This window comes from Streptomyces sp. NBC_00080 (assembly GCF_045041255.1).
Lineage (GTDB): Bacteria > Actinomycetota > Actinomycetes > Streptomycetales > Streptomycetaceae > Streptomyces > Streptomyces coriariae.
The window spans coordinates 7,683,087-7,709,544 of record NZ_CP108235.1 but is presented as its reverse complement, the minus strand read 5'-3'; the positions used below and the strand labels follow the sequence as shown (position 1 = coordinate 7,709,544).

26 protein-coding genes and 6 tRNA genes are annotated in these 26,458 nt (G+C 71.7%); 11 read left to right on the top strand and 21 right to left on the bottom strand.

Features of this window, described 5'->3' with window-relative positions:
• Positions 1-20: 20 nt before the first annotated feature.
• Positions 21-467 carry an SRPBCC family protein gene (locus OHU34_RS34420; protein WP_405770010.1) on the bottom strand — a complete coding sequence of 149 codons (447 nt, stop codon included), beginning with the start codon at positions 465-467 and terminating at the stop codon, positions 21-23.
• A gap of 66 nt (positions 468-533) precedes the next feature.
• On the opposite strand from OHU34_RS34420, the gene OHU34_RS34415 reads away from it, so the two are divergent.
• The gene (locus tag OHU34_RS34415) at positions 534-2,969 is read left to right on the top strand and encodes an SCO7613 C-terminal domain-containing membrane protein (RefSeq protein WP_405770008.1); all 2,436 of its coding nucleotides are present in this window, start codon (positions 534-536) and stop codon (positions 2,967-2,969) included.
• A 7-nt stretch (positions 2,970-2,976) separates the two neighbouring features.
• On the opposite strand, the gene OHU34_RS34410 is transcribed toward OHU34_RS34415, so the two are convergent.
• The 7 genes from OHU34_RS34410 to OHU34_RS34380 form a co-directional block, all read right to left on the bottom strand.
• Positions 2,977-5,712: a Tat pathway signal sequence domain protein gene (locus tag OHU34_RS34410; protein WP_142269388.1), complete on the bottom strand. Its 2,736-nt coding sequence runs from the start codon at positions 5,710-5,712 to the stop codon at positions 2,977-2,979.
• Between the two features lie 102 nt (positions 5,713-5,814).
• On the bottom strand, positions 5,815-6,414 hold the full coding sequence (locus tag OHU34_RS34405; protein ID WP_142269389.1) for a hypothetical protein: 600 nt from the start codon (positions 6,412-6,414) through the stop codon (positions 5,815-5,817).
• 10 nt (positions 6,415-6,424) lie between these two features.
• Positions 6,425-7,300 carry a carbohydrate ABC transporter permease gene (locus OHU34_RS34400; protein WP_142269390.1) on the bottom strand — a complete coding sequence of 292 codons (876 nt, stop codon included), beginning with the start codon at positions 7,298-7,300 and terminating at the stop codon, positions 6,425-6,427.
• Positions 7,297-8,253 carry a carbohydrate ABC transporter permease gene (locus tag OHU34_RS34395; protein ID WP_142269391.1) on the bottom strand — a complete coding sequence of 319 codons (957 nt, stop codon included), beginning with the start codon at positions 8,251-8,253 and terminating at the stop codon, positions 7,297-7,299. Before OHU34_RS34395 ends, OHU34_RS34400 begins: the two co-directional genes overlap by 4 nt.
• Before the next feature lie 14 nt (positions 8,254-8,267).
• Positions 8,268-9,557: an ABC transporter substrate-binding protein gene (locus tag OHU34_RS34390; RefSeq protein ID WP_142269392.1), complete on the bottom strand. Its 1,290-nt coding sequence runs from the start codon at positions 9,555-9,557 to the stop codon at positions 8,268-8,270.
• Between the two features lie 899 nt (positions 9,558-10,456).
• Positions 10,457-10,528 (bottom strand) — tRNA-Val (locus OHU34_RS34385).
• A gap of 78 nt (positions 10,529-10,606) precedes the next feature.
• The gene (locus OHU34_RS34380; protein ID WP_142269393.1) at positions 10,607-11,068 is read right to left on the bottom strand and encodes a TIGR02611 family protein; all 462 of its coding nucleotides are present in this window, start codon (positions 11,066-11,068) and stop codon (positions 10,607-10,609) included.
• A gap of 191 nt (positions 11,069-11,259) precedes the next feature.
• On the opposite strand from OHU34_RS34380, the gene OHU34_RS34375 reads away from it, so the two are divergent.
• Together OHU34_RS34375 and OHU34_RS34370 are read left to right on the top strand one after the other, a co-directional pair.
• A complete protein-coding gene (locus tag OHU34_RS34375) occupies positions 11,260-11,673 on the top strand; it encodes an SsgA family sporulation/cell division regulator (RefSeq protein WP_004002642.1) in 414 nt (137 codons plus the stop codon).
• A gap of 275 nt (positions 11,674-11,948) precedes the next feature.
• On the top strand, positions 11,949-12,509 hold the full coding sequence (locus OHU34_RS34370) for a CGNR zinc finger domain-containing protein (RefSeq protein WP_142269394.1): 561 nt from the start codon (positions 11,949-11,951) through the stop codon (positions 12,507-12,509).
• 154 nt (positions 12,510-12,663) lie between these two features.
• Here the strand turns inward: OHU34_RS34370 and OHU34_RS34365 are convergent, their stop codons facing one another.
• Both OHU34_RS34365 and OHU34_RS34360 read right to left on the bottom strand, forming a co-directional pair.
• On the bottom strand, positions 12,664-12,816 hold the full coding sequence (locus OHU34_RS34365; RefSeq protein WP_020128804.1) for a hypothetical protein: 153 nt from the start codon (positions 12,814-12,816) through the stop codon (positions 12,664-12,666).
• A 181-nt stretch (positions 12,817-12,997) separates the two neighbouring features.
• Positions 12,998-13,444: a hypothetical protein gene (locus tag OHU34_RS34360; protein ID WP_230196440.1), complete on the bottom strand. Its 447-nt coding sequence runs from the start codon at positions 13,442-13,444 to the stop codon at positions 12,998-13,000.
• Positions 13,445-13,708: 264 nt separating this feature from the next.
• On the opposite strand from OHU34_RS34360, the gene OHU34_RS34355 reads away from it, so the two are divergent.
• Positions 13,709-14,257 (top strand): DsbA family protein, encoded by a 549-nt coding sequence (locus tag OHU34_RS34355; protein WP_200840049.1) that lies wholly within the window; start codon positions 13,709-13,711, stop codon positions 14,255-14,257.
• A 21-nt stretch (positions 14,258-14,278) separates the two neighbouring features.
• Here OHU34_RS34355 and OHU34_RS34350 read toward each other — a convergent pair whose 3' ends face one another.
• The 3 genes from OHU34_RS34350 to OHU34_RS34340 all read right to left on the bottom strand — a co-directional run bounded on the left by OHU34_RS34350 (position 14,279) and on the right by OHU34_RS34340 (position 17,068).
• Complete coding sequence (locus OHU34_RS34350; protein ID WP_230196439.1) at positions 14,279-15,103, bottom strand: GNAT family N-acetyltransferase; 825 nt, start codon at positions 15,101-15,103, stop codon at positions 14,279-14,281.
• Between the two features lie 94 nt (positions 15,104-15,197).
• The gene (locus tag OHU34_RS34345) at positions 15,198-16,019 is read right to left on the bottom strand and encodes an aminotransferase class IV (RefSeq protein ID WP_020128800.1); all 822 of its coding nucleotides are present in this window, start codon (positions 16,017-16,019) and stop codon (positions 15,198-15,200) included.
• Positions 16,016-17,068: a chorismate-binding protein gene (locus tag OHU34_RS34340; protein ID WP_142269397.1), complete on the bottom strand. Its 1,053-nt coding sequence runs from the start codon at positions 17,066-17,068 to the stop codon at positions 16,016-16,018. Before OHU34_RS34340 ends, OHU34_RS34345 begins: the two co-directional genes overlap by 4 nt.
• A gap of 189 nt (positions 17,069-17,257) precedes the next feature.
• Here OHU34_RS34340 and OHU34_RS34335 point away from each other — a divergent pair.
• The 5 genes from OHU34_RS34335 (at position 17,258) to OHU34_RS34315 (ending at position 17,727) form a co-directional block, all read left to right on the top strand.
• Positions 17,258-17,330, top strand: a tRNA-Gly gene (locus OHU34_RS34335).
• Between the two features lie 46 nt (positions 17,331-17,376).
• Positions 17,377-17,450: transfer RNA gene (locus OHU34_RS34330), tRNA-Cys, on the top strand.
• Position 17,451: 1 nt separating this feature from the next.
• Positions 17,452-17,523: transfer RNA gene (locus OHU34_RS34325), tRNA-Val, on the top strand.
• A 26-nt stretch (positions 17,524-17,549) separates the two neighbouring features.
• Positions 17,550-17,621 (top strand) — tRNA-Val (locus OHU34_RS34320).
• Positions 17,622-17,655: 34 nt separating this feature from the next.
• A tRNA-Val gene (locus OHU34_RS34315) sits at positions 17,656-17,727 on the top strand.
• Positions 17,728-17,784: 57 nt separating this feature from the next.
• Here the strand turns inward: OHU34_RS34315 and OHU34_RS34310 are convergent.
• From OHU34_RS34310 to OHU34_RS34300, 3 genes are all read right to left on the bottom strand, one after another.
• Positions 17,785-18,084, bottom strand: a complete 300-nt coding sequence (locus OHU34_RS34310; protein ID WP_037735185.1) for a zf-TFIIB domain-containing protein — start codon at positions 18,082-18,084, stop codon at positions 17,785-17,787.
• Positions 18,085-18,165: 81 nt separating this feature from the next.
• Entirely contained in the window at positions 18,166-19,101 is a 936-nt protein-coding gene (locus OHU34_RS34305; protein WP_230196437.1) for a phosphotransferase family protein, read from the bottom strand.
• Between the two features lie 245 nt (positions 19,102-19,346).
• Positions 19,347-19,541 carry a hypothetical protein gene (locus tag OHU34_RS34300; protein ID WP_142269399.1) on the bottom strand — a complete coding sequence of 65 codons (195 nt, stop codon included), beginning with the start codon at positions 19,539-19,541 and terminating at the stop codon, positions 19,347-19,349.
• Positions 19,542-20,153: 612 nt separating this feature from the next.
• On the opposite strand from OHU34_RS34300, the gene OHU34_RS34295 reads away from it, so the two are divergent.
• On the top strand, positions 20,154-21,515 hold the full coding sequence (locus tag OHU34_RS34295) for a serine/threonine-protein kinase (RefSeq protein ID WP_200840089.1): 1,362 nt from the start codon (positions 20,154-20,156) through the stop codon (positions 21,513-21,515).
• A 46-nt stretch (positions 21,516-21,561) separates the two neighbouring features.
• Here OHU34_RS34295 and OHU34_RS34290 read toward each other — a convergent pair whose 3' ends face one another.
• The 3 genes from OHU34_RS34290 to OHU34_RS34280 form a co-directional block, all read right to left on the bottom strand.
• Positions 21,562-22,314, bottom strand: a complete 753-nt coding sequence (locus tag OHU34_RS34290) for an anti-sigma factor domain-containing protein (RefSeq protein WP_142269401.1) — start codon at positions 22,312-22,314, stop codon at positions 21,562-21,564.
• Positions 22,311-22,877, bottom strand: coding sequence for an ECF RNA polymerase sigma factor SigK (sigK, locus tag OHU34_RS34285; protein ID WP_020128793.1), 567 nt, complete (start codon positions 22,875-22,877; stop codon positions 22,311-22,313). The genes OHU34_RS34290 and sigK overlap by 4 nt, the downstream gene beginning before the upstream one ends.
• 87 nt (positions 22,878-22,964) lie before the next feature.
• Positions 22,965-23,405, bottom strand: a complete 441-nt coding sequence (locus OHU34_RS34280) for an ATP-binding protein (protein WP_405769996.1) — start codon at positions 23,403-23,405, stop codon at positions 22,965-22,967.
• 374 nt (positions 23,406-23,779) lie between these two features.
• Here OHU34_RS34280 and OHU34_RS34275 point away from each other — a divergent pair, with 374 nt between their 5' ends.
• A complete protein-coding gene (locus tag OHU34_RS34275) occupies positions 23,780-24,121 on the top strand; it encodes a hypothetical protein (RefSeq protein ID WP_142269403.1) in 342 nt (113 codons plus the stop codon).
• Between the two features lie 72 nt (positions 24,122-24,193).
• On the opposite strand, the gene OHU34_RS34270 is transcribed toward OHU34_RS34275, so the two are convergent.
• Together OHU34_RS34270 and cobA are read right to left on the bottom strand one after the other, a co-directional pair.
• A complete protein-coding gene (locus tag OHU34_RS34270; protein ID WP_230196434.1) occupies positions 24,194-25,069 on the bottom strand; it encodes an RNA methyltransferase in 876 nt (291 codons plus the stop codon).
• A 64-nt stretch (positions 25,070-25,133) separates the two neighbouring features.
• Positions 25,134-26,366, bottom strand: coding sequence for a uroporphyrinogen-III C-methyltransferase (gene cobA / locus OHU34_RS34265; protein WP_142269405.1), 1,233 nt, complete (start codon positions 26,364-26,366; stop codon positions 25,134-25,136).
• Between the last annotated feature and the right edge of the window lie 92 nt (positions 26,367-26,458).

The window sequence follows — 26,458 nt, the reverse complement described above, 5'->3', positions numbered from 1 at the left end:
CAGGTCTTCGCGGGCTTCCTTCAAACCGCTTCGAGGTACGCGGCCAGGCCGCGCCGTCCGGCCCGCATCATCAGCCGGTGGTTGAGGCGGAACACCGGCCGGCCGGGGACGGCGATCCGCCGCAGCAGCGGCTTGTTGACCTGGACCACCTGCTCGTAGCGGGCGAGGGTGCCGGAGCCGGCGGCGGTGACCGTCCAGCGCGCCCAGCCGTCGATGTCGCCGGTCATCGCGATCTCCAGCACCCCGGCCGCCGCGTCGCGCCGCACCTCGCGCGCGGTGAAGGTCAGGTCGTACGGGAGGAGGGAGCGGACGCGGATCACGCCGGTCGCGGCGTCGACCTGGTTCACCTCGCGCACCTGGCGCCACCAGCGCGGGTAGTCCTCGGCCCGCTCCAGCGCGTCGTACACACGGGCGGGCGGCGCGGGCAGCGCCCACAGGCTGCGGAAGCGGTAACGGGTCCAGTCCATGGGCCGAGTGTGCCCGCGCGGGGGCCGGGCCGACGGCAATTGAGTACGTTCTGAGTACGGGCGCTCATGCCGTCGGGCGTGACGCGAACCACACTGCGGCACATGACGTATTTTCCGCCCCCGGCCGAGGAGCTGCGCTTCCTCGACAGCGAACTCCGGCAACTGGACGCCCGCCGGGCCCAGTTGCTCGCCCGTCGCGCCTGGCTGATCACGATGCTTCAGCAGGCGGTACAGCCGGCCCCGCCGGTGTGGCCGAGCCGGCCGGCGCAGCCCGGCCCTTCCGCCCGCCCCGAGGCCACCGCCCCGGGTGTGCAGAACGTCCTCCTCCTGCTCGGCGGGATCCTGCTCACCATCGCGGCGATGGTGTTCACGCTGGTCAGCTGGGGGCATCTGGGGATCGCCGGCCGCTCCCTGGTGCTGGGCGCGGTCACGCTGGCGGTGCTCGGCGCGCCCGTGGCGCTGCTGCGGCGGGGGCTGCGTTCGACCGCCGAGTCGGTGGCGGGCCTCGGCCTCGCGCTGACCGTGCTGGACGCCTACGCCCTGCACGAGGTCGTGTTCACGGCGGCGGACGCTGCGACGTACACGGCGGCGGCTTCGACGGCGCTGGCGGCGCTGTGGGCGGCGTACGGCACGGCGCTCGCCGCGCTGCCGGGCTCGGCCGGGCTGCGGCTGCCGCACCCCGCCGCCCTGGCGGTCGCCCAACTCCCCCTGGTCCTCTGGACCGTCGCACTCGGCGGCGGCCCGCTCACGGTCACGGCCGCGGTGCTGCTGACGACGGCGTTCGACGCGGTGGTCGCGCTGCGGGTGGCCGAGCGGCCGGTGCGTGTCGTCGCCCTGGTGTGCGCGTTCGGCACGGGCGGCTGGGGTGTCCTGGCGGCCGGTCTGCTCTCCCTGGGAGCGGCCGGTCCGAGCGCCGCCGCCCGTGCGGCGGCGCTCCTCCTCCTGGCGGCGGTGATCGCCCTGGGGGTGGCCCGGTTCGCGCCGCGGCCGGGGCTCGCGACGGGGATGGCGACGACCGCCGCCCTGTGTGCGGTGGCCGGCCCGGTCGGTGTCCTGCGGGTGTCGGTGCCTGGTGACTGGGTGGTGCCGGCCTGTCTGGCCTGCGGAATCGCACTGTTGGCCGCCGCGCGGGGCCCGGCGGCGATGCGCCGGGGTGTCGTCCTGGCGTCCGGTGTCGTGCAGGCGGGTGCGGTGCTGTGGGCGGTGCCCGCCGTGGGCGTCACGCTGCTGGGACCGGTGGCGTGGCTGCGGCACAGCTGGGCCGGGGCCCCGGCCGACGCCCGTGCCGCGGTGACGGTCGACGCCTTCTGGCCGCCGTACGCCGTCACGGTGCCGCTGGTCCTCCTCGCGGTCGCCGCGGTCCTGGCCACGGCGGTCCGCGGCGAGGAGCTGCGCCCGCAGGCGCTGACCGCCGCGCTGACGCTGACCTGGGCCGCGGTGCTCGTCACGCCCACGGCGCTGGAGCTTCCCTACCTCGTCGGCCTGTTGATCCAGGGGCTCAGCGTGCCGGTGCTCCTGGCGGTGGCGCTTCACGGGTCGGCGCTGCGGGGGGCGGCTGCGCGGACGGCCACCGGACTCGCCCTGCTCACCTCGCTCGGTCTCGCCTTCCTGTCGCTGGCGACCGAGTCGGCGACCCTCGGGGTTCTCGCGTCGCTGACCGTGGTGTTCGCGGTGGCCGCGTGGCGCGGTCGGCAGACGCCGATGTGCGCGGCGGCCGCCCTGGGCTGGGCCACTGCCCTGGCCTGCGCCGTGGGCGCGTCCGCCGGCTGGCGGCCGGAGATCGTCGCGCTGCTGGTGCTCGTCGTCCCGGTGGCGGCGGCCCTGCTCGCGGCACGGCTGGACGACTCCGCGACGACGGTGACGGTCGAGGTGACGGGGGCCGTCGCCGGGTTCGTCGCCATCGCCCTCGCGGTGGCCGACCCGCCGCTGCTGGCCCTGGTGCTGTCCCTGTGCGGGGTGATCGCGGCCGGGACGGCCGTACGTCCGGACCGCCGTGACGTCGGCTACGCGGCCGTCGCCCTCTTCGTGCTGGCCTCGTGGGTCCGGCTGGCGGCCTGGCAGGTGGGGCTCCCGGAGGCGTACACGCTGCCGGTCACGGTCCCGGCGCTGCTCGTCGGAGCCCTGCGCCGGCGCCGCGACCCGGCCGCGTCGTCCTGGACGGCGTACGGTCCCGGTCTCACCGTGACGCTCCTGCCGAGCCTCGCCACGGCCTGGAGCGACGCCGAGTGGACGCGTCCGCTGCTGCTGGGCGCGGCCGGGCTGCTGCTCACCCTGCTGGGCGCCCGGCACCGGCTGCGGGCCCCGCTCGTGCTGGGCGGCTCGGTGCTCGCTCTGGTCGCCCTGCACGAACTCGCCCCGTACCTGGTCCAGGTGACCGACGCGCTCCCCCGCTGGGTGCCTCCCGCCCTCGCCGGGCTGCTGCTGCTCGCACTCGGTGCGACGTACGAGCAGCGGCTGCGCGATGTCCGGCGGGTGCGGGAGGTCCTGGGGCGGATGAACTAACCGCCCGTCACGGCATCCTGTCGCCGAGCAGCGCCAGGTTCTCGATGGCGGCGAGGCCGTAGAGGGCGGTGTCGTTGGTGGACACCCAGGCGGCCTCGCCACCCGCGACCAGGGTGGCGGGGCCGCTCAGCGGCTCCGTCTTCCACGGCGAGGACTCCATGTAGCCGTCGGAGTTGTAGAACTTCGTCCACGCCCGCTTGGCCAGCGTCTCGTCCCCGGTCTGGACGGCGGCGTACGCGTCGAGGCGCGAGTGGCCCTGGAAGAGCAGCAGGGTGCCGAAGTTGCTGCCGTAGCGCGCCGCCTGTTCCGCCTTGGTGGCGTTGAAGTAGCGGCAGTAGTCGAGGTACGCCTCCTTGAACTTCGGGATGTCGACCAGGTGGATGAGCTCGGCGCACAGTTCGTTGAGGCCGAAGACGGCGGACAGGTGCGAGACGCCGACGACCGGGGTCGTGGCCACCGCGAACTTCCCGGTGTCGAGGTCGTACAGGCCGCTGCCCTGCACGAAGCCGTTGGGCTGGGCGCCGATGGTCTCCATCGTGGACAGGACGCGGGCCTTCGCCTTCTCCCACTTCGGCCCCTTGCGCTCCCACTCGGTCAGCCACGCCGACACCAGACCGCTCCAGTCGGTGCCGAAGCCGATCGACAGGGCGTGCCGGTCGGGCGTGTACGGCTCGGTGCGGATCTTGCGCAGCGGGTCCAGGGCGAGGAACGTCTCGTCGGAGTCGACGTTGGCGTGCATGAGGTCGCCGACGCGTTCGTCCGCGGTGAGGAAGTAGTAGTAGCGGCGGTAGGTGGTGTTGGCGATGCGCTGCTGCTTGGCGCTGTCGGCGTAGTGCTGCACGCCGTGCCGGGTGCCCAGGCCCGCCCACTGGCCGAGGTGGTAGACGTCGACCTCGCCGGTGTGCCGGGTCATCGCCTCGGCGAAGCGGAAGATGTCCGCGCGGCCGCTGCGCAGATAGGCGAACCAGAGCCAGAGGTCCGGTGAGAGCTCGGAGTTGTCCCAGGCGTAGCCGCCGATGTCGTACCGCCACTGGTGCCTGACGGTGTCGTAGGTGTGCATGATGTCGCCGTAGTCCCAGAAGCCGTACCAACGGCGCTGCTCCACCTGGTCCTTGTAGTAGGTGAAGAGGAAGTCGAGGTGGTCCTCGATCTTCGCCTTGGCGGGAGTGGAGCGGTCCGGCTCGGCGTACAGGCCCGGGCCGAACACCTTGGCCTTGATGAGCTGCTTGGGCGGGGCGGCGAGCTGGGGCAACACCCGTACGGCCTCGACCTGTTCGGCCAGTTTCTCCGGGGAGGGCGTCGACTCGTTGGCCCAGAAGAGGAGTTCGGAGGTGCGGGCGATGCCGTAGGGGGTGCCGAAGCCGGGCTCGTAGTCCTCGTAGGTGATGTTGAGGCCTTCGAGCTGCTCGGGGAAGGTGTCCTGGCCCATGCCGTCGTGGTAGAAGCGCAGGTCCATGGGCTGCGCCTCGGGCGACCAGAGCCAGAGGGTGACCTCGGCCTCGTCGGTGTGCGCGTCGCGGATGTCGAGCTGGGCGGGGTGCTTCTCCCAGAAGTCCCGGAGGCCGAACGAGAAGCCGCCGCTCGCCCCGCCGACGTATCCGAAGCCGGAGGCCCGCTTGCCGCCGCCGGCGCCGATCCAGCCGTACCCCTTCTTGGTGCGCTTGCGCAGCGCGAAGCCGTCCGCCGACAGCTGGGAGAGGGTGTAGTCGCCCCACTCGGGGATGTACTGGAGACGGGTGGTGACCCGCTGGTCCCAGGTGGCGGGGTCGGGGAGCTTCTGGCCGGCGTACTGGGCCGCCTGCACCGCCGCGCCGGGGTCACGGCGCAGACCCGTGATGCCCTTGACCGCCTCGCGCAGCAGACCGGTGCCCTCGCCGCCGATACGGATGTGGCGGTCGTAGGACTCGTCGCGCATCGGGACGGTGAAGCGGACGCCCAGCCCCCGGATGAAGTCGCCGCTCGCCTTGCCGGGCTCCTGCTTGCCGTCGTAGGTGATGGTGTGCACCATGCGGAAGGAGTCGGCGCCCGCGTAGAAGTACAGGCGGATGGAGAAGGGGAGCCAACTGCGGCTGCCCTTGCGGTGCTTGCCGTCGATGCGGACGACCGCGCGGACCGGGCCGCTCTGCTCGACGGTGACGCCGTCGATGGCGCCCTCGAAGCGCTCGGTCTTGACGGTGCCCTGGTCCTCGTCCTCGATCTCGGGCTGCCGGATCAGGACCAGCCGGCCGTTCTTGGCGATCTCGGTGGAGCCACGGGTGACGGACTTGATGAGGGTGGCGCCCGACTTGCCGATCTTCGCGGTGATGACGCCCGTCGACACCTCGATGGTGCCGCCGCTCTTGTCGACGGTGACCTTCTTGGCGGGCGCGGCCGGGGCGCCGGCGGCGAGGGTGAGCTTGCCGGAGCCCGAACCGACCGCGTGTGCGGTCCACTTCAGCGACCCGTCCGGCCAGTAGGCGAGCGGCCAGGACTGTACGGGGACGTCCTTGCCGTCGGCGTCCGTCAGCGCGAAGGTCTGGTCCTCCTGGTACGTGCCCATGGGCCAGGGCACGCCGAGCGTGGAACCGGGGGCGGCGCCGAGGCCGCCGTCCTCCAGCCAGTCCAGGGTCACGGGATCGGCGTCGGCCGCGGCGGCTCTCGGCTCGGCCTGCGCGTCCTTGGCGCCCAGGGCCCAGCTGAACTGGGCGGCGGCTCCGGCGACGGCAGCCGCCTTGAGGAGGGACCTACGGGGGATGGGAGACATGAGATGCAGCCTTTCCTTTCCGTGCGGGTGCAGGGGTGGTCAGGGGCATGACAGAGAGAGGCACGGCGCCCGGGGCGCCGGCCTGGTGCGAGGGCACGGCCGTCAGCGGTGCCGGTACCGCTCCTCGACGGCGAGGGCCGCCGCCACGACGGCCCCGAGGACGGGGACCGCCAACGGCGCCACGATCCAGGCGGACAGGACGACGACGGCCAGCCCGCAGACGATCAGGAAGGAACCGGCGGGATCGAGCACGGTCCGCCGCCCGGCCTCCGTGAGCAGCGCCCGCCAGGTGCGGGCCGGAGTCCAGACGGCCGCCGCCCGCAGCAGGGCCACGGCGAGCCCGATCAGCGCGAGGATGCCGACGGCCCCGACGAGGGGCCCGCCGGGAATCCCGGCCCGCGCGGCCAGGACGTCCACCCAGACCGCGGCGGCCACCGCCCACCCGGCGAGCCCGACGAGCCAGCCGCCGCGCACGGCCGCCCGGAAGTCCGCGACGAACTCCCGCCCGCCACCGACCTCATGGGACGTACGACGCCGCAGATGCCGGGCGCCGGCGGCGAAGGCCGCGGGGTAGGTGACGACCCCGAGGCAGGCCACGGCGATCCACACTCCGGTGAGCAGACACTCGGCGAACACCGCGAAGCGCTCGCCGAACACGGACTCCCTGCGCCGGGAGCGGGCCTTCACGCGAGCTTGCGCCATGGTGACCGCCTCAGCCCTTCAGTCCGGAGGTCGCCATGCCGTCGATGAGATAGCGCTGGAAGGCCATGAAGAAGGCGATGACGGGCACCAGCGCCACCAGCGACATCGCGATCATGCTGCCGTAGTTGGAGATGCCCTCCTGGTCGCGGAACATCATCAGGCCGAGCGAGACGGTGTACTTGGAAGGGGTGTTGAGATAGATCAACGGCCCCATGAAGTCGTTCCACGCGTTGATGAAGGTGAAGATGGCACTGGTGATGATGGCCGGGCGGCTCAGCGGCAGCACGATGGACCAGTAGGTCCTCAGGTGCCCGCAGCCGTCGAGCTTGGCGGCCTCGTCCAGCTCGCGCGGCAGCCCGCGCATGAACTGCACCATCAGGAAGACGAAGAACGCCTCCGTGGCCAGGAACTTGCCCGCGACCAGCGGCACGAGCGTGTCGATGTAGCCGAGGTTGCGGAACAGCACGTACTGCGGGATGAGCAGCACGTGGTACGGCAGCAGCAGGGTGCCGATCATCAGGGTGAACAGCAGGTTCCGCCCGGCGAACCGGATCTTGGCGAAGGCGTACGCCGTCAGCGAGCTGGAGAGCACCACACCGACAACGGCCAGGCCCGCGTACATCAGCGAGTTGGTGAAGAAGCTGGTGACGGAGATGCCGGAGATGCCGTCGGCGAGCCCGGAGAAGTTCGCCCAGACCGGTTCGGTGGGCAGCAGGTCGATGCTGGCGATGATGTCCTTGCTCGGCTTGAACGAGGCGCCGAGCACCCAGACGACCGGGTAGAGGACGACCGCGAGCACGAGGATCGCTCCCACGTGCCAGACGAGGGATCCGATGCGCCGCCTCTCGTGCGCCGGGCGCACGGCGGGGCTGGTGGCACTGGTCACTTGGCGGCCTCCTCGTAGTGCACCCACTTCTTCTGCGACCAGAACAGGACCGCCGTGACGAGCGCCACCGCGATCACCAGCGTCCAGGCCATCGCGGAGGCGAAGCCCATCTGCGCCTCCTTGAAGCCCTTCTGATACAGGTAACAGGTGTAGACGAGGGTGGCGTCGGCCGGTCCGCACCGGGTGTCCGAGACGACGTACGCCGAACCGAACACCTGGAACGCGTGGATGGACTCCAGCAGCACGTTGAAGAAGAGCACCGGGGAGATCATCGGCAGCGTGATGTTCCAGAACCGCCGCAGGGGGCCGGCCCCGTCCATCTCGGCGGCCTCGTACAGCTCCTGCGGCACCTGCTTGAGCCCCGCCAGGAAGATGACCATCGGCGCACCGAACTGCCAGATGCTCAGAGCCACCAGGGAGTACAGGACATAGTCCGGGTTGCCGATCCAGCCGCCGACGTCGAGTCCGAAGATCTTCTGCGTGCGGTCCACGACGGCGTCGTCGGAGAACAGCGCCCGCCACACGAAGCCCACGGAGACGCTGGCGCCGATCAGCGACGGCATGTAGAACGCGGCCCGGTACAGGGCCTGTCCGCGCCGCTTCTGCGCGAGCAGCAGCGCCACTCCGAGCGCGAGGAGCAGCTTCAGCGGTGTGGCCACGACGACGTACTTCAGCGTGACCTCGACCGACTTCTGCCAGCGCGGGTCCTGGAACATCGTCGTGAAGTTGTCGAGCCCCACCCACCGGGGCGGCGTGAACAGGTTGTAGCTGGTGAACGCGTAGTACAGCGACGCGATCATCGGCCCCGCCGTGAGCAGCAGGAAACCCGCGATCCACGGCGACATGAAGAGATAGCCGGCGAGGTTCTCGCGGCGCCGCCCGCGCCGCCCGGCGACAGGAGCGGCGGACCGCTTCCTCGCCGGGCGCGCGGGCGCTTCCTTGACGAGCGTCATGGTGGTACGTCCCCTCAGCCCGCGAACGCGGCCTTGGCCTCGCTGAACAGCGCCTTCGCGGCGTCGGCCGGCTTGGTCTTGCCCTGGGCGACCTCACCGCCGATCCGCAGGAAGGCCGCCTCGATGACGTCCGCGCCGGACGGGTGCGGGGTGATCTTCCCGAGGACGCCGGCCTTGGCGACCTCGTCCTCGTAGGCAGAGACGCCCTTGTTGTTGGGGTCGGTCGGCTTGAAGGCGTCGTACTGCTCGGTGGTGGAGAGGATGCCGCGGTCGTAGCCCATGATCTTGCCGACCTCGGGGTCGTGGACCATGAAGTCGATGAACTGGGCCACTTCCTTCGGGTGCTTCGTCCCGGAGAAGGCGCTCAGCATCAGCGAACCGAGGTACTGGCCGGTGTCCTTGCCGTCCGTGGTGGGGATCGGCGCGAGCCCGTAGTCCGACTCGCCCTCGCCCTGGTAGCGGATGGAGAAGTTGTCCCAGGTGAACTCGGACGCGGCGAGGCCGGCCGAGAGACCGGACTTCGGCTTGACCTGCTCGATCTTCTTCGGGTCGGCGACCAGCCCGGACTTCACGCGCTTGTAGCCGTCCGTCCACCACTGCGTCACATCGTCCTCGGTGAAGCCGAGATCGCTTTCGGTGAAGAAGGCCTTGCCGTTCTGACGCAGGTACAGGTCGTAGAGGTACATGATGGTGAAGTAGCCGGTGTCACCGGCGATCTTCAGCTTGTCCTGGATCTTCTGCAGCGCGGCGAAGTACTCGTCCCAGGTCCACCCGAACTTCGCCTCGACGCCCGCGTTCTTGAAGGCCTTGAGGTCGATGACGAGCGACATGGTGTTGGCGCCGACCGGAATGCCGATCTGCTTGCCGTCGACCTGACCGTTCGCCAGTACGCCGTTGCGGAAGTTCTCCAGGCTCAGGTTCCCCGCGTCCGCCTGCGTCTTGAGATCCATCAGAACACCGCGCTTGTCGTACTTGCGCAGAAAGCCGACCGCATTCTGGAAAACGTCCGGCGGATTCCCGCCGGAGGCCTGGGTCTGGAACTTCTCCCAGAACGCCTCGTAGTCGGTGAATTCGGGCTTGATCTTGATCTTCGGGTACTTCTTCTCGAAGAGCGCGATCGTCTTCTTGATGGCGATGGTGCGCGGCTCGCCGCCCCACCAGGCGTAACGGATCGTGACCGTCCCGTCCGCCGACGCTCCGTCGCCTCCCCCGCACCCCGTGGTCGCGGCCAGGCCCAGTGTGGCCGCCGTCGCCCCCGCGGCCTTCAGGATCGTTCGCCTCTCAACATTCCTGCTGGTTCCCACAGTCGGGCCCTCCCCGCAGCGTCGTTGCCGCTTGCATGAATCGTTTCAAGAAAGCGCTTGCTGGCACAAGGTACGAGGGGGTTGAGAGAGCGTCAATGATTCGGACAGGAATTTCTTACGCTCGGCTTCTTGGGCGAACCGCGCCCGCGCGAGTGGTGCGGCCTCACCGACCGGACGAACTCGCAGGTGAGAGACGTCTGTTCGCATCACCGAACCGCTGACCGGTCGTCGGAAGATCACATCGAGGGGCTGAAATCCGCCTACGGGAAAGGGAGTCGTCCGAGGTGCGGGAGCCTGGCGGGACGAGGGAGCGGGGCGCTGACGAACAGGTTGCCCCTCGCTGGTTGACCTCCGTGCGCCGTCCGCCTCGACCGGATGGGGATCGACCTGGCCGTCGACGAGCGTCCGGCGCGTTCGCGGGCGGGCGGGGCTGCGACGGCGCGGGATGGCGCGGGAGCGGGGGCGGGGCGGGTGAGCCGAGGGATGGCACAGGGGGCGGGGGCGGGGGTCGGGGGCTCGTCGCCAGCGGACGACCGAGGCGGCGGCCCGGCCTGCCCAGCGGTGTGACCAGGCCGGCGGCGCGGCCGGGCTCGACGGGACGGAGAAGGGGCACTGCCGGGCTCGAAGGAGCGGGGAGGCGGCGTGACCGGGCCGGAAGGGACGGAGAGGGGGGCGCCACCGGGCTCGGCGCGGTGGAGATGCCGCGACCCCGCTCGGGGCCGAGGAGGCGGTGTGGCCCGGCTCGGGGCCGAGGAGGCGGGCCGAGCCCGAAGGGCGGAGAGGGGGCGCTGCCGGGATTGACGCCCTGAGCGGGCTCCACGGGCGCGGGCGGGGCGCCGGTCGACGCTGCTGACGACGTCGGCCCGCCTGCGTTCTCGCAGGCGGGCCGACGTTCCGGGTGGGCGATACTGGGTTCGAACCAGTGACCTCTTCGGTGTGAACGAAGCGCTCTCCCACTGAGCTAATCGCCCGGACGCAGAAAGAACATTACCCCATGTCAGGGGGTGGCTGTGACCAGGGCCGACCCTCCCCCGCGGCTCCGCGGCGGATCACTGGTCCTTGATCTTCCAAGGCATCTCGAAGCCGAACTTCCACAGGTAGACACCCATCAGGACGGCGATGATCACGAGGCCGATCGCGGTCAGGGTGATGTTGCGGCGGCGGACCTTCGGGTCGAGCGCGCGCTGGGCCGCCTCGGTGACTTTGCGCTTGGTCCAGCGGAGCACCAGCTGCGCCCAGACGAACTCGGTCGCCCAGATCGCCATGCCGCCGAAGATCACCACCCAGCCGGGACCGGGCAGCGGCAGCATGACGATGCCGGCGCCCACCACGGCGAGGCCGATCACGAAGACCCCGACCTGCCAGCTCAGGTGCAGCATGCGTCGTGCCTTGACGAATTCGGGCGCCCTGGAGCCGAGCGCCTGGCCCTGCTGCTCCTCCGCCGCATCGTCCGGCTTCGACCTGTCCACCGCCACGACCGCCTCGCCCGACTCGTCACTCCCCGTGTTCATACAACCTGACCTTACCCGAGAGAATCCGGTCACCGGAATGGTGGTACTGGGCGAACGCACTGTCGGCCGGAAGAGTTACGTAAAGGCACGCAAAACACTCAGAGGGGTTTACAACGGCACCGTAGGTGGCATGTCGATTTCGCCGACGTGCGAATCCCCGAGCGCACACTGAGCGAAAGGCCCTGGCGCTTATGAACACCACGGTCAGCTGCGAGCTGCACCTGCGCCTCGTTGTGTCGAGCGAGTCCTCCCTGCCTGTCCCCGCAGGCCTGCGGTACGACACGGCCGACCCCTACGCCGTGCACGCCACCTTCCACACCGGTGCCGAGGAGACCGTCGAGTGGGTGTTCGCCCGCGACCTGCTCGCCGAGGGCCTGCACCGGCCCACGGGCACCGGCGACGTCCGTGTCTGGCCGTCGCGCAGTCACGGTCAGGGCGTCGTGTGCATCGCCCTGAGCTCTCCCGAGGGCGAAGCCCTGCTCGAGGCCCCTGCGCGGGCCCTGGAGTCCTTCCTGAAGCGGACGGACGCCGCCGTGCCTCCCGGCACGGAACACCGGCACTTCGATCTCGATCAGGAGCTCTCGCACATCCTGGCGGAGAGCTAGGGCGAGGCTCACACCGAGCTGCCCGGCGCCGTCCACTCGGGGAGACGGCTCGGGCCAGGACAACCGAATAGGGCATGCGCCGGCGCCGTGCCACGGGTCCTCCCGTGGGACGGCGTCGGCGTGCGCGCGGCACGTCCGGGCGGGACTCCCCCGGCCTCCCGGCCCCGGACGTCACGGATCCGGTCCCCGAGTGACCGTTGCTCGACGGCCCGGTGCGGCTACCATCGGCCAGCATCGGCGGGCGCTCGCCCGACCCCCAGGCCAGGGAGCGAAATGTGCTGATCACCCACGACACCCGGTGTGCGCTCGATGCCGTGGTGGAACTGGTGAACACCGCACCGGAGGAGGACACGACTCCGGACGCGCTGCCGGATGTCGCCGCTCTCGCGGATTTCGTACGAAAGCACGAGATCAGTGACGTCGGCGTGCTGTCCGAGTTCGACCTGTCCGCGGTGCGCAAGATCCGTGCGCGGTTCGCCGGGATCTTCGCGGCTTCGGACCCGCGGACCGCCGCCGGGCTGATCAACGAGCTGGTCGCCGCCGCGGGCACCACGCCACGCCTCACGGATCACGACGGCTACGACTGGCATGTGCACTACTTCGCGCCCGGTGCCTCCGTCGCCGACCATCTGGCGGCCGACTGCGGGATGGCCCTGGCGTTCTTCGTGGTGGCCGGGGAGCAGGAGCGGCTTCGGCGCTGTGAGGCCCCGGACTGCCGACGCGCCTTCGTCGACCTCTCCCGCAATCGCTCCCGCCGGTACTGCGACAGCCGCACCTGTGGCAACCGTCTGCACGTGGCCGCCTACCGGGCGCGCCGCAAGGAGGCCGCGGGCTGAGGGCCGCGGCCTCGCCGCGCGCGGGCCGGCTCGCGGTTCCTCGACGCCCGTCGACGCCCCTCGGACGTCCCCCCAGCCGTTCCTTGGACGTCCCTCGAAGTCGTTCGATGCCGACGCGGCCCCGGCGGGTGACGCCGGGGACCGCGGGTACGGCTCAGAGCAGCAGCAGATCATGCAGCGAAGCCATGAGCAGAAGACACCCGATCACCGCCAGAAAGATCATCAGCGGTGGCTGGGAAAGGGCGAAGAGGCACCCGCGCGGCTCGTCCTGCGGCGGCGCGGCGTCGCTCTGTGTCGTGTCCAGCATCTCGCGGGCGATGATGACGCAGGTGACGCCCCTCGCGCGATCACGCGCCCGGAATGAGCGGGAGTGCGCCGGATTCCGTGACGTCGCTGTCGTGCCGTGATCACTTCCGCGCACAGGCAGGCCGACTGTGTCGTTTCAAACGCCCGGGCCACCCTGTGGCCAGGGGTTCATCCGCCCCGGCTCATATGCCGTGCTTCTTCAGGATGGCCTCGATGTCGCTGAAGTCGTCGGCGCCGCCGGTCGCGCGGGGCGCGGCCGCAGGACGGGACGCCGGGCGGGAGGCCTGGCCCAGGGAGGGCGCGGAGGCGGCGGGGGCCACCGCCTCGGCCTGCGTGGAGCGGGCCGCCGCTCTGCGCTCCTTGCGGGTGCCGCCGCGACGGCGCTCGACGGTGCGGGTGGTGGCGAACAGGGCCCAGGCCCCGCCGAGCACGGCGAAGCCCGCCCAGGCCGTCGGGCTGAAGGCGGTGTCGGCGGCCCATTCGACGACGCCGGTCATCACGAGGCCCAGCGGCACCAGGGCGTAGGCGGCAATGCGGGCGGCCGCCAGGAAGCGCTTGCGGTAGGCGGTGACCGCCGCGATGCCGAGGCCGGCCACGGCGGCGGCGGAACAGACGGTCTCGGCAATCATCCGGTCCTCCAGGCGTGGGCTCACTCGGGCAGAGGTTCACATCGACTCGGCACCGCGGCCGGCGGCCCCGCGCCTCGTCCCTTCCATCCTGCACCTGCGCACCGGTCGCGGGCCATGCTCCGGCCGGACATCAGGGACATCTCCGGGTCGGGTCCTCCGCAGGTGTCGTACCGGCGCGTCCCTCCGGTCCGGCCGGGAGCGCCGTGCGCGGGCGACCGGAGGTCCGGATTGGGGCGGCCGGGCAGCGACTGGAAGACTGGCGTCATGAACGACTCGTCCCCGACCTCCGCCGCCGCCCCCGGCCCGGCGGCCGCCCGTCCCGCCGTCGTCCTCGACGTGTGGTGCGAGCTCCAGTGCCCGGACTGCCGCGGCGCCCTCGACGACCTGCGCGCTCTGCGCGAGCGGTACGGCAACCGGCTGGAGCTGCGGCTTCGGCACTTCCCGCTGGAGAAGCACAAGCACGCCTTCGCCGCCGCGCAGGCCGCCGAGGAGGCCCTGGAGCAGGGGCAGGGATGGCCGTACGTCGAGGCCGTGCTGACCCGGGTCGAGGAGCTGGACCGTCAGGGAGAACCCTTCCTGGTCGAGGTGGCAGGTGAACTCGGGCTCGACGCCGAGGAGTTCGACACCGCCCTGATCGACGGACGGCACATCCTGATCGTGGACGCCGACCAGGCCGAGGGCAAGGCGATCGGCATCACCGGCACCCCGACGTACGTCATCGGCGGCGAACGTCTCGACGGCGGCAAGAGCCAGGACGGGCTGCGCGAGCGCATCGAGGAGATCGCCGACCGACTGCTGGCCGAGCAGGCCTGAGCGGACTCCGCGCGGGCCGGTTCAGAGCAGGTTCTTGTACATCGAGTAGCCCACGGGCAGGTATCCGAGGGACTCGTAGAGCCGCTCGGCCGGGGTGTTGCCGGCGAAGACGTTGAGGCCGAGAACGCGCTGGTCCGCCGCGATCGCCTGGGCCTCGGCCAGCAGCATCAGGGAACGTCCGTGGCCTTGGCCGCGAAAGGCCTCCTCGGTCTCGACGTCGTACACGAACGCCTTGTCGCCGACGAACGCCACCCAGAGCGCGCCGACCCGGGTGCCCTCCTGCTCCAGGACGCTGAACAGCATCTTCTCCGTCGCCCGGCCCTGCGGCAGCAACCGTTCGCGGTCCCGCCGCGACCTGGCCCACGCCTCGTCCCGGGGGACCCCGCGATTGGCCCAGTCCTGGGCGTAGGACGCGACACCGTGCTCGAACCAGGGCAGGTACTCGGCCTCCGTCATGGGCCTGCCCCGGCTGCCCTCGGGCAGCCGGGGAGCGGTGGCACCCAGGACCTTCTCCATGCCGCGGTTGCGGTGGACGTAGCCGAGCGCCACCGCCATCCGCAGCGCGGTCCCCGCGTCGGCGGGCACCCTGAGCTCGATTCGCTTGCAACCCCAGCCCCTGGCCACCTCTTCGGCGGCCAGCGCGGCCACCGTGCCGCGCCCGCGCCCGCGGTCCGGTTCCTCGATGCGCAGGTCGGTGATCTGAGCGACGCGGGGGCCGAACACGGGGGACGTCGAGAGGTGGACCGCTCCGACGGGACGGCTGTTCACGCACACCTGGTAGTGGCGTGACAGTGCCCCGTCGGCGGCGTGCTGAAGCGGCTCGGTCGGCCGCAGGGTCGTGGTCATCAGGGGCTTTCTACCCACCCCGGCGAGCAACGTCAGCCTGTTTTCCCGGTCCTTGCGGTTCCGGTCCGGGACCTCACGGGTTCGGTGCGCGACCCTACGGGTCGAGATCGTCGGCGGCACGCTCGGCGAAGATCCGCATCGCCTTGGCGGTCACCGGCCCCGGCGCGCCCGGCAGTTCACGGTCGTCGACGCGGTGCACGGCCTGGACGTCCCGCAGCGTGGAGGTGAGGAAGACTTCCTCGGCCCGCTCCAGCACGTCCAGCGGCAGGTCGGTCTCCTTGGCGCCGGTCCACTCGGCGGTCAGCTCGCGCGTGATGCCCGCCAGGCAGCCGGAGGCGAGCGGCGGTGTGTGGATCTCGCCGTCCAGGACGACGAAGACGTTGGACCCGGTGCCCTCGCAGAGCTGCCCGACCGTGTTGGCGAACAGCGCCTCGGTGGCTCCGTGTTGGTGGGCGCGGGCCAGGGCGACGACGTTCTCGGCGTACGAGGTCGTCTTCAGGCCGGTGAGCGCGCCGCGTTCGTTGCGGGTCCAGGGGACCGTGACGACGGCCGTGGAATCGGCGCGCCGGGTGGTCTCGCCCAGGGCGACGACGAGGGTGGGGCCGTGTTCGCCGCGGTCGGAGCCGAGCGGGCCGTGGCCGCCGGTGTAGGTGATGCGCAGCCGGCCGAGCGGCATCGGGTTGGCCTCGAGGACGGCGGCGCAGGCGCGGCGGACCTCGTCGTGGTCGGGGTCCGGCAGGCCGAGCCCGCGCGCGGAGCGGGTCAGCCGGTCGAGATGACGGGTCAGCGCGAACGTCACGCCGTCCACCGCCTTCACCGTCTCGAAGATGCCGTCGCCCACGGTCAGTCCGTGGTCGAAGACGGAGACGCGGGCGGACTCGGTGTCCTGCAGCCCGCCGTCGAGCCAGATCTTCACGTCAGTCCCTCTCCTTCGGCCTCGTACGTCCCCGACGCTACCGCGAGCAGTCGGGAGGCCTTCAGCTCGGTCTCCTCCCACTCGGCCCCGGGGTCCGAGCCCCAGGTGATGCCCGCGCCGGTGCCGAAACGCAGCACGGCCGCGCCCCCGGGGGCGCGGTCGATCCAGAAGGTGCGGATGCCGACCGCCAGCTCGCCGGTCCCCCGGTCGGCGTCGACCCAGCCGATGCCGCCGCAGTACGGGCCGCGCGGTGCCGTCTCCAGCGCTTCAATGATCCGCAGGGCGCTGGACTTGGGGGCGCCGGTGACCGAGCCGGGCGGAAAGGCGGAGTCGAGCAGTTCCGGCCAGCCGGCGCCGTCGCGCAGCTCGCCGCGGACCGTGGACACCAGGTGGACCAGACCCGGGTGCTTCTCCACGGCGCACAGGTCGGGGACGGTCACGCTGCCGGTGGCGCAGACCTGACCGAGGTCGTTGCGGACGAGGTCCACGATCATCACGTTCTCGGCGTAGTCCTTCTCCAGGAGGTCCGCCTCGGTGCGTCCGGTGCCCTTGATGGGCCCGGACTCGACGACCCGGCCGTCACGGCGCAGGAAGAGCTCGGGCGACGCGGTGGCCGTCTCTATGCCGTGCGCCGGGAGACGAATCGTTCCTGCGTACGGCGCCGGGTTACCCCGGGCCAGCAGGGCGGTCAGCGCGTCCACGTCGGCGTCGGAGGCGACCGGCGCGGTCAGGACCCGGCAGAGGTTGGCCTGGTACACCTGGCCGGCCGCGATGTGCTCCCGGATACGACGCACGCCCGCCGTGTACGCGGCGCGGTCGAGGGACGACGTCCAGTCACCGGCCGAGGGCCCTCGCCACGCCCCGGGCACGGGAGCGGGCACCGGTTCCTCGCGCACGTCGGCGAAGCGCGCGCAGACCGGACGGCCCTCGAAGTCGGCGCAGACGGCCCAGAAACCGGCGGTTTCGAGGGCGGCCGGATCGCTGGTCACATCGAGGAGGCCGGTGGCGACTCGGGTGCCGAAACGGGCGAGAGGAGGGAGGTCGAGCACGTGGTCGAGTGTATGGCGGGTCGCTCGAGAGGTGGTCCGGGCATGTCCCGCAGGTCCCGGCCGGGGGCCCTGACCAGGTCGGCGAGCAGACACAGCGCAGCACGCTGCACAAACGCGTTTTTGTACTGGCCCGGGAATCCGCTAGAGTTCAACACGTCGCCGGGACGCGAGAGCCGACCGAAACGACATGCGGACGTAGCTCAGTTGGTAGAGCGCAACCTTGCCAAGGTTGAGGTCGCCAGTTCGAACCTGGTCGTCCGCTCGCAGGAAGCAGGAAGAGGGGGATCATCCCGAACCCCCGCACTCCTGGTGGAGTGGCCGAGAGGCGAGGCAACGGCCTGCAAAGCCGTCTACACGGGTTCAAATCCCGTCTCCACCTCCAAGGACGATTAGCTCAGCGGGAGAGCGCTTCCCTGACACGGAAGAGGTCACTGGTTCAATCCCAGTATCGTCCACTGGATCTGTTCGAAGATCCGAACCCGCGCGATTAGCTCAGCGGGAGAGCGCTTCCCTGACACGGAAGAGGTCACTGGTTCAATCCCAGTATCGCGCACGCACCTCACACGCCCCTCGGGTCGTGACCCCGAGGACGATTAGCTCAGCGGGAGAGCGCTTCCCTGACACGGAAGAGGTCACTGGTTCAATCCCAGTATCGTCCACACACATCGAGAAGCCCCCGGCCGCCTTCGCGGTCGGGGGCTTCTTGCGGTTCCGGTTCAGCTGGAGAACAGCATCCGGCCGAAGCCCTTCTGGCGGTGGTGCCCGCCGTGGTGGCCGCCGTAGTGGGCGCCGCCCTGCGGGGCACCCCAGGCGGGCGCGGCCGGGGCGGCCTGGGGGTACGCCTGCGGGGCGGCCGGCGGCGGCGGACCCGGCTGGGACCACTGGGACTCCAGGCGGGTCAGCGCCTCCAGCTCGCCGTAGTCGAGGAAGATCCCGCGGCAGTTGCTGCACTGTTCGATCTGGACGCCGTTGCGGTTGTACGTGTGCATCTGAGCGTGACACTTCGGGCACTGCATGGTTCGGCTCAACTCCTCGCCGGTCGGTGCTGTTTCGCGTACCGCCAGGACAGACACTGTCCGGCTGCGGTCGGTTGCACCCTACTTCGCCCGGCCGGCCGTCAACTGCGGGGGGACGGAACCCATTCGGGCACAGGCATCGACCAGGCACTGCTCGACCTCGTCCAGCGCCCGCCCCTCCGCGAGCGACTTCGTGACAGAACGTGCCGCGGTCTGCACGGTGAGTGCGCGCGCCGGGACGTCGAGGGCGGCCCAGGGGTCGCCGTCCACCGGGACTGCGGGTCCGCCCTGGGCGCGGTAGGCGGCGAGGAAGCGGGTCCACTCCTGGGGCGGGAGGAGACCGCAGGCATACCAGGCGGCGGGGCGGGCGAGATCCCAGGCCGGAACACCGACGCCGAGATCGTCGACGTCGATCAGACGCCAGGGCCCGTCGGGTGCCGGATGGCGGACGAGCTGGCCGAGGTGGAGGTCGCCGTGGCAGAGGGTGGTGGTGTCGGGCATGGGGGCTTCGGCGCGGGCCCAGGCGGGCAGCGCGTGCCAGGCGCCCAGGACGGGGGCGACGGCGGGGTGCGGTCCGGCCGCACGGAGGCGGGCCACCGCGTGGGCCGCCTTGGCGGGACCGCGCATCTCCGGGAGCGCGGTCGGAGCGGGGGTGCGGTGCAGCCGGGCGAGCAGGGTGCCCGCGGCTTCCCAGGGGGCCAGGTCGGGATCGTCCGGGTCCACCGGGGTGCCGTACGGCCAGAAGGTCACCAGACGGCCGTGGAGCGCGGCCGGAGCCGGTGTGAGCGGCGCGAGGAGGATGTCGGGGAGCCGGGCGGCGAGGGCGAGGCGCGGGGTGAGTCCGGCCGGGTCGGTGCCGGGGGCGTGCGCCTTCGCGACGGTGTCGGCATGCCGGACGACGGTGGCGTCGGGACGGTCGGCGAGGGTGGCCGCGCCGCAGGGACAGGCCGGTGTGGCCTCGTGCGCCTTGGCTCCGGCTCGGCGGGAGAGCTCGGTGAGCAGGGGGTGCGCGGTCACGGGGCTCCCTGGGCGGCGGCGTGCGGGTCTTTCCGCGAGGGTACGCAGCCGGGGTGAGCGAGGTCGCGGGGGCATCACGGTCGCGGGCGGCCGGGAGAGGCGACGCGGGACGCCGGGAAAAGCAATGCAGGCGCAGCTCCCCAGCTGCGCCTGCATTTTTTGCCGTCCGCCGCACCCCCGTCCCCACGGGGTTTCATGGGTGGATGTCCCCGCCCGGACCGCTCTTCCGGGCCTGGGGTCGCCGCTCAGCGCCCCAGCATCACTCCCACGGACGACGCCTGTGTGGCCACTGTCTCCCAGCCGTCGAAGACGACGAGGAGCAGGACCGCCAGGGGAAGGGCCATCAGCGTCGCCACCAGGGGGTGGCGGCGGCCCGTGCGACGAGGGCGCGTACCGCGTCCCTGTGCGCGGATCGTCGTCCGCGGTGCCGTAAGAGCCATGGTCCCTCTCCTGACCTGATCAGTTGTCGTTGGCAGCGGCGGGTGTCTGACCTCGGGGGACGAGTGCTGCACCCGCCGCTTGACCTCAAATCTAGGCGCGGGGCCGCCGTCGGGCGTCATGCCCTCGTACCGATTGCCGGGCCTCCCGGAGGATGAGCCATGACCTGCGGAGTACTCCCCTGGGTGGAGAGATGGTCCTAGGTCTCAGGGTCTTCCCGGAGGGGCTCTCCGGTCCGGTCGGGGCACCCGCAGCGCCACACGGCCTGAGGCAGGGCCCCAGGTCGTGACTTCGCTCACTCCGCCGCCTTCTGCCGTACCGCCGCCGCCCCTCCCCGGCCCACCCGGCGGGCCGTCACCCCTCGGGTCCGGCGCCGGTCGCCGGCATCGGCACCCGTCCGCGCACGGTCACCTGCCACGGGATCAATCCACCGTCCGGAAAAGGTGGTTGGGGTCGCGTGACCGCCAAGGCGTGCCTGCTCGAAGGGTCTCTGATCACCCTTCACATTCCCCACCGGGCACTGACAATCGATCGGTACGAGAGGGCGCGGCCTCTGCGCGCGAACGGCCGCGGAAACGTAAGCTGTGCCACGTCACACGGACCGGGCAGCGGGGATGAACATGGCGATGATGCGCCTGAGGCGCGAGGACCCGCGCGTCGTCGGCTCGTTCAGGCTTCACCGACGGCTCGGCGCGGGTGGGATGGGCGTCGTCTACCTGGGTTCCGACAAGAAGGGGCAGCGGGTCGCGCTGAAGGTGATCCGGCCCGATCTGGCGGAGGACCAGGAGTTCCGGTCGCGGTTCGCGCGCGAGGTCTCGGCCGCCCGCCGGATCCGGGGCGGGTGTACGGCACGGCTGGTCGCGGCGGATCTGGACGCCGAGCGGCCGTGGTTCGCCACCCAGTACGTGCCCGGGCCCTCCCTCCACGACAAGGTCAACGACGAGGGGCCGCTCGGGGCCGCCGAGCTGGCCTCGATCGGAGCCGCGCTGTCGGAGGGGCTCGTCGCCGTCCACGAGGCCGGGGTCGTGCACCGGGACCTCAAGCCCTCCAACATCCTGCTCTCCCCCAAGGGCCCGCGGATCATCGACTTCGGCATCGCCTGGGCGACGGGCGCCTCCACACTGACGCATGTCGGTACGGCGGTCGGCTCCCCCGGGTTCCTCGCGCCCGAGCAGGTGCGCGGGGCGCTGGTCACCCCGGCCACCGACGTGTTCTCGCTCGGCGCCACGCTCGCCTACGCCTCGACGGCCGATTCGCCCTTCGGGCACGGCAGTTCCGAGGTGATGCTGTACCGCGTGGTGCACGAGGAGCCGCACCTGCACGGGGTGCCGGACGCGCTGGCCCCGCTGGTGCGCGCCTGTCTGGCGAAGGACCCGGAGGAGCGGCCCAGCACCCTCGATCTCTCCCTGCGTCTGAAGGAGATCGCGACCCGGGAGGCCCAGGGGCTGGCGGACGCGCGTCCTCCGGCGCCGCGGTCGGCCGAGGCGGATCGTCCGACGGGGCGGCTCTCCGACACCGGTCACCCGGAGCGCACGCTGCGCCAGCAGGCCGGACCCGGTACTCCGCCGCCGCGGAACGGGGCGCCGCCCGCGCGCGGTTCGGTTCCCTCGCGGGGCGGAGCGCCCGCTCGCGGGGGCAATGCCGCGCGGGGCGGCGGGGCCTCGTCGTCGCGGTCGGGGGCCCGGCCGGCTCCCTCGCGCAACACCCGCCCCGGCAGCGGCAACCGGCCGGCGTCCCGTGGCGGGGCCCGGCGCCCCGGGCAGAGGACCACGGGAACCGGGCGGCGGCCCGCCAATCCGCGGCTGCTGCGCCAGCGGCTGTTCGTGTTCGTCGTGGTGACCCTGCTGGTCGCGCTCGGTATCGCCGTCGTCCAGGGCTGCCAGGGTCCGGCGCGCGGGCTGGGCGGGGACGGCGGCGTCGTACGGCAGGAACAGCAGCACCTCCGTCCGCAGCCGGGCGACCCGCTCGGGGACTGAGCCGGAGCTGGACCTTCGGGCTGCCGGGGAGGCGGCCGGAACCGCGTCAGGCGGTGATGGGGATGATGCCCAGGGGCTCGGTGGTGGGCTGCGGTGAGCCGCCGGCCGGTTCGACGGTGATCCCCACGGCGACGGCGTCGGCGGGCGATCCCTTCAGGACGTGGGAGCCGTTCGGCGCGCTGCCCGTCACCAGGCCCGCCGGGCGGACGTCGCCCGCCTCGGCCGCGTACCAGAGCTCGTAGACCTTGCCCCCGGTCAGGGCGGGAAGACCGTAGGCGGCGAAGACCGCCCGCGCCTCGTCGAGGGAGACCACGACGGCGGCGGCGGTCCCGCCGGTCAGGCTTCCGGAGTGGACGGTGGCGTCGGGTGCGGTGAGGACCTCCGTGATCGCGGCGCCCTCGGTGCGGGCCTGCTGCTCGGCCAGGGCCGCCCGGTCACGCACGTCGTCCGCCTCGACGTGCTGCCGGACGGCGATGCCGCCGAGCACGGCGGCCGCCGCGATGCTCGCGGCGAGCGCGAAGCGCAGCACCCGGTGGGAGGGGGCCCGCGAGCGGTGCGGGACCCGGTCCTGACGGGTGTGGGCGACGACCTGAAGGGTGCGGGCACGTGCCTGCGGAGTCACCGGGACGTTCTGCACCGAGGCGCCGAGCCGGGCGGTGGCCCGCAGGAGATCGGCGGCCTCCCGCCGGCACTGGTCGCAACCGGCGAGATGGTTCTCGAACGCGGACTCCTCGGCGGGCGGCAGGGCGTAGAGAACATACGCGCCGACGGCCAGGTGACGATCCTCCTCAGGTGTCATGCGTCGGCCTCCAGACAGGCGCGCAGTCGCCGGAGCCCCGCGCGCATTCGGGACTTCACCGTTCCTTCGGGGGTGGAGAGTGCGTCGGCGACCTCGAGGTAGGTCAGGCCCTGGTAGTAGGCGAGCATCAGCGGCACGCGCTCCTGGCGGGCCAGCGCGGTGAGACAGCGGTGGAGCCGCCGCTGCTCGTCGTGGTCCTGCACGATCTCGGCCACTTCGTCGAAGGGCCGCTGCGGCTCGAGGGTGACCGTGCGGTGTTCGCGGGCCGAGCCCGCCTGCGCGGAACGCACCCGGTCCACCGCCCGGCGGTGGGCCACGGTGAGGACCCAGGCCTTCGCCGTTCCCCGCTCGGGGCTGTAGCGGGCCGCGGTGCGCCAGACCTCGATCATGACCTCCTGGGTCACCTCCTCGGCCTGCGCCACGTCCCGCAGGATCCGGCAGGCCAGTCCCATGACACTGCCGGACAGCGCGTCGTAGACGCCGGTGAACGCGTCATGGTCGCCACCCGCCACCCGGGCCAGCAGGTCCTCCACTCGGGCGTCCGGATCGAAGCTGTGCGGCAAAACCCTGCTCCCCTCGTGCCTCGTGCTGGGTTCGGACGGCCCGCCCGCGGCGAGTGCGGAGGGAAGAGACCTGCACCGGGAGGCTCCTCACCGCTCCGGGGACGGGCCGCGCGCGGATCTCAGGTCGAGCAGGACGTGTACGGTCTTGCCCCCGATGGCGGGGACCAGCCTGATCTGTCCGCCCAGCCCGCGGATGACCCCCATGCCGAAGCCGCCGCGCTCGTCGCCGGCCGAGCGGCGGTGGAGTTCGGGAAGCTCCTCGCTGTGGTCGGCGACGGCGATGTCCAGTCGGCCGTCGCGCATCGTCAGCGTCAGCATGCAGGGACCGCAGGTATGGCGGACCGCGTTGGTCACGAGTTCGGAGACGACGAGGACCGCGTCCGGCACGCGATCGACCGGGTCGGTCGCCGTCAGCCAGCTCTCACTGACCTGACGGGCGAGGGACGGGGCCCGCCGGGAGTGCGGCAGGGCGACGGCACAACGCGCCGTCGTCGGCGGTGCCGCCGGCAGTGACGTGGTGGTGGACATGAGGGCTCCCCTGGAACGACTCGTCGGGGACGGCTTTTGTTCGCAGGGGATTCGTAGCCGCACAGCACGCGGATGCCGCCGTGTTGTACACGAAAGCCTCAGGTTCTCACCCGGCCGGACGAGCGGGGGTCCGCGCGTTCCTCGGGGATGTCCTCGGCCCTTACCCCGCAGCGGCCTTTATGCCGTTCTGACATTTTTCGGCTTTGTCATCATCCGTCCTGCTTTCGGGTCCGAATCCCCCGCGTCCGGCACAGCGAGACGGGGAACGGCCTTCCTCCCGGATCCACACCACGCCATCGGCGCCACCGGTGGACGGGAGTGGCGTGACCGCGTCGCCTGTGCTCTTCGCTCGACGTTCAAGGGAGATGTGTCCGATGACCGCTTTCCTTCGAGCCCGCCGCCTGGTGGCCGGAGCCGCCGCGACGGGCCTACTGGCCGGAGGGGCCGTGCTCGGCATGTCCGGTGCGGCAACCGCGGCTCCCGCTCCCGCTTCCGCCCCGACCGTGGTGACCACCGACCACGACGGTAAGTGCCACTGGGTGAAGGGCCACTGGGAGAAGAAGTGGGTGAAGGGCCACTGGGAGAAGAAGCGGGTCAACCACAAGACCTGGCACCACGGCCACTGGGACAACCACTACACCTACAAGTGGGTCTACGTTCCCGGCCACTGGGACCACCAGTGGGTCAAGGGGCACTGGGAGTGCCACCACCGCTGACCGCGGCCGTGCGCGGGCGAGGGCCGCAGGCGTCACGCCGTCCGGCCCTCGTTCCACGATCGGGTCCGGCCCTCAGGCAAGCCTCGGCCGGGTCGCGTAGAACGCGACGGCTGAGGCGGCCGCCACGTTGAGGGAGTCGATCCCGGCGGACATGGGGATGCGCACCCACTCGTCCGCCGCCCGCAGAGCGTACGTGGAGAGTCCGTGCCCCTCCGAGCCCAGCATGATGGCGCTCTTCTCGAAACGTGCAGGGTTCAGCTCGTCGAGGGGGGTGGCCTTCTCGTCCGGGGTCATGGCGAGGATGTCGTACCCGGCGTCGCGCACGACGTCGAGCCCGGCCGGCCAGGCGTCGAAGCGGGCGTAGGGAACCGAGAAGACGGCACCCATCGACACCTTGATCGCCCGCCGGTAGAGGGGGTCGGCGCAGTCCGGTGAGAGCAGGATCGCCTTGATGCCCAGCGCGGCGGCACTGCGGAAGGCGGCCCCGAGGTTCGCGTGATCGACGAAGCCCTCGAAGACGGCGACGCGCTGACCCGCGTCGTCCGGTGGTTCCACGGGGTGGTCGCCGGCCGGCCCCGGGACGACGGTCCGGCGGGCGGCCTGCAGGAGTTCGGCGGCGGCCGGCAGCGGCTTGCGCTGCATGGAGGCCAGCGCGCCGCGGTGGACGTGATAGCCGGTGACCCGTTCGGCCAGCTCCGGGCTGACGGCGTAGACCGGCGCCGGGAGCTCGTCGATGACATCGCGCATGACGTCGACCCACTTGGCGGAGAGCAGCATGGAGCGCATCTCGTACCCGGCGTCCCTGGCCCGGCGGATGACCTTCTCGCCCTCGGCGATGAACAGGCCCTCGGCGGGCTCGCGCTTGCGGCGCAGCTCGACGTCGGTCAGGCCGGTGTAGTCGCGCAGGCGCGGGTCGTCGGGGTCCTCAACGGTGATGAGATCGGCCACAGAGGTGATACTGCCTTGTCCTGGGTGTGGTGCCAACGGCTCGGAACGGTTGTGTTACCCGCGGTTACTCGGCGCTCCGTGAGCCGACGGCGACGACCGCGCCGACGACGATCACCGCCGGAGGCCTGACCTCCTGCGTACGGACCGCCTCGGCGACCGTCGCGAGCGTCGCGTCCACCCGGCGCTGGGCGGCCGTCGTGCCCTCCTGGACGAGGGCGACCGGGGTGTCGGGCGACTTGCCGTGCGCGACGAGCGTCTCGGCGATCTTCCCGATCTTGTCGACGCCCATGAGGATCACCAGGGTGCCGGTGAGCTTCGCGAGGGAGGGCCAGTCGACCAGCGACCGCTCGTCGTCGGGAGCGACATGCCCGCTGACCACCGTGAACTCATGGGCGACACCCCGGTGGGTGACCGGGATGCCGGCCGCGCCGGGCACCGAGATCGAGCTGGAGATGCCCGGCACGACCGTGCAGGCGATACCGGCCTCCGCGAGTGCCTGGAGCTCTTCCATGCCACGGCCGAAGACGTACGGGTCGCCGCCCTTGAGGCGGACGACCGACTTGCCCTGCTTGGCGTGCTCGATCAGCGCGTTGTTGATGGCCTCCTGGGCCATGAACCGGCCGTAGGGGATCTTCGCCGCGTCGATCACCTCGACATGCGGCGGGAGTTCGGCGAGCAGGTCGCGCGGGCCGAGCCGGTCCGCGATGACGACGTCCGCCTCTGCGAGGAGGCGACGCCCGCGGACCGTGATCAGATCCGGGTCACCGGGACCGCCGCCGACCAGCGCGACACCGGGGGTCCGGGTGCGGTGGTGGGGGGCGACGAGGGTGCCGTCGCGCAGCCCCTCGACGACCGCGTCACGGATGGCGGCGGTGTGACGGGGGTCGCGGCCGCGGGCGTCGGTGGTGAGCACGGCGACCGTGACCCCCTCGCTGTGGCCGGTCGCCGGGGTCCAGGCGGTCGCGGCGTCGGCGTCGTCGGAGCGGACGCACCAGACGCGGTGCGCCTCGGCTTCGGCGGAGGCCCGGCCGTTGGCCTCGGGGTCGCTCGTGGCGATGAGGGCGTACCAGGCGTCGGCGAGGTCGCCGTCGGCGTAGGGACGCTTCGACCAGGTGATCTCGCCCGTGTCCGCCATCGCTTCCACCGAGGGCGTCGCTCCGGGGGACACGAGGTGGATGTCGGCGCCTGCCGCGATCAGCGCGGGGAGCCGGCGCTGGGCGACCTGGCCGCCGCCGAGGACGACGACCCTGCGGCCGGTGAGACGGAGGCCTACGGGGTAGGCGGGGTGTTCGGCCATGAGGGTGCGGCTCCTCGTACGGGCAGAGAGCAGAGGGTGGGCGCTGCGGCTCTGGAGCGGCCCTGACGTGCGCATTTTAGAGGTGACTTCAG

Coding starts and splice junctions, on each gene's coding strand:
- OHU34_RS34420 (WP_405770010.1), bottom strand. CDS start 467: ATGGACTGGACCCGTTACCGCTTCCGCAGCCTGTGGGCGCTGCCCGCG.
- OHU34_RS34415 (WP_405770008.1), top strand. CDS start 534: ATGCCGTCGGGCGTGACGCGAACCACACTGCGGCACATGACGTATTTT.
- OHU34_RS34410 (WP_142269388.1), bottom strand. CDS start 5,712: ATGTCTCCCATCCCCCGTAGGTCCCTCCTCAAGGCGGCTGCCGTCGCC.
- OHU34_RS34405 (WP_142269389.1), bottom strand. CDS start 6,414: ATGGCGCAAGCTCGCGTGAAGGCCCGCTCCCGGCGCAGGGAGTCCGTG.
- OHU34_RS34395 (WP_142269391.1), bottom strand. CDS start 8,253: ATGACGCTCGTCAAGGAAGCGCCCGCGCGCCCGGCGAGGAAGCGGTCC.
- OHU34_RS34380 (WP_142269393.1), bottom strand. CDS start 11,068: ATGAACACGGGGAGTGACGAGTCGGGCGAGGCGGTCGTGGCGGTGGAC.
- OHU34_RS34375 (WP_004002642.1), top strand. CDS start 11,260: ATGAACACCACGGTCAGCTGCGAGCTGCACCTGCGCCTCGTTGTGTCG.
- OHU34_RS34365 (WP_020128804.1), bottom strand. CDS start 12,816: ATGCTGGACACGACACAGAGCGACGCCGCGCCGCCGCAGGACGAGCCG.
- OHU34_RS34360 (WP_230196440.1), bottom strand. CDS start 13,444: ATGATTGCCGAGACCGTCTGTTCCGCCGCCGCCGTGGCCGGCCTCGGC.
- OHU34_RS34355 (WP_200840049.1), top strand. CDS start 13,709: ATGAACGACTCGTCCCCGACCTCCGCCGCCGCCCCCGGCCCGGCGGCC.
- OHU34_RS34350 (WP_230196439.1), bottom strand. CDS start 15,103: ATGACCACGACCCTGCGGCCGACCGAGCCGCTTCAGCACGCCGCCGAC.
- OHU34_RS34310 (WP_037735185.1), bottom strand. CDS start 18,084: ATGCAGTGCCCGAAGTGTCACGCTCAGATGCACACGTACAACCGCAAC.
- OHU34_RS34300 (WP_142269399.1), bottom strand. CDS start 19,541: ATGGCTCTTACGGCACCGCGGACGACGATCCGCGCACAGGGACGCGGT.
- OHU34_RS34295 (WP_200840089.1), top strand. CDS start 20,154: ATGAACATGGCGATGATGCGCCTGAGGCGCGAGGACCCGCGCGTCGTC.
- OHU34_RS34290 (WP_142269401.1), bottom strand. CDS start 22,314: ATGACACCTGAGGAGGATCGTCACCTGGCCGTCGGCGCGTATGTTCTC.
- OHU34_RS34280 (WP_405769996.1), bottom strand. CDS start 23,405: ATGTCCACCACCACGTCACTGCCGGCGGCACCGCCGACGACGGCGCGT.
- OHU34_RS34275 (WP_142269403.1), top strand. CDS start 23,780: ATGACCGCTTTCCTTCGAGCCCGCCGCCTGGTGGCCGGAGCCGCCGCG.
- cobA (WP_142269405.1), bottom strand. CDS start 26,366: ATGGCCGAACACCCCGCCTACCCCGTAGGCCTCCGTCTCACCGGCCGC.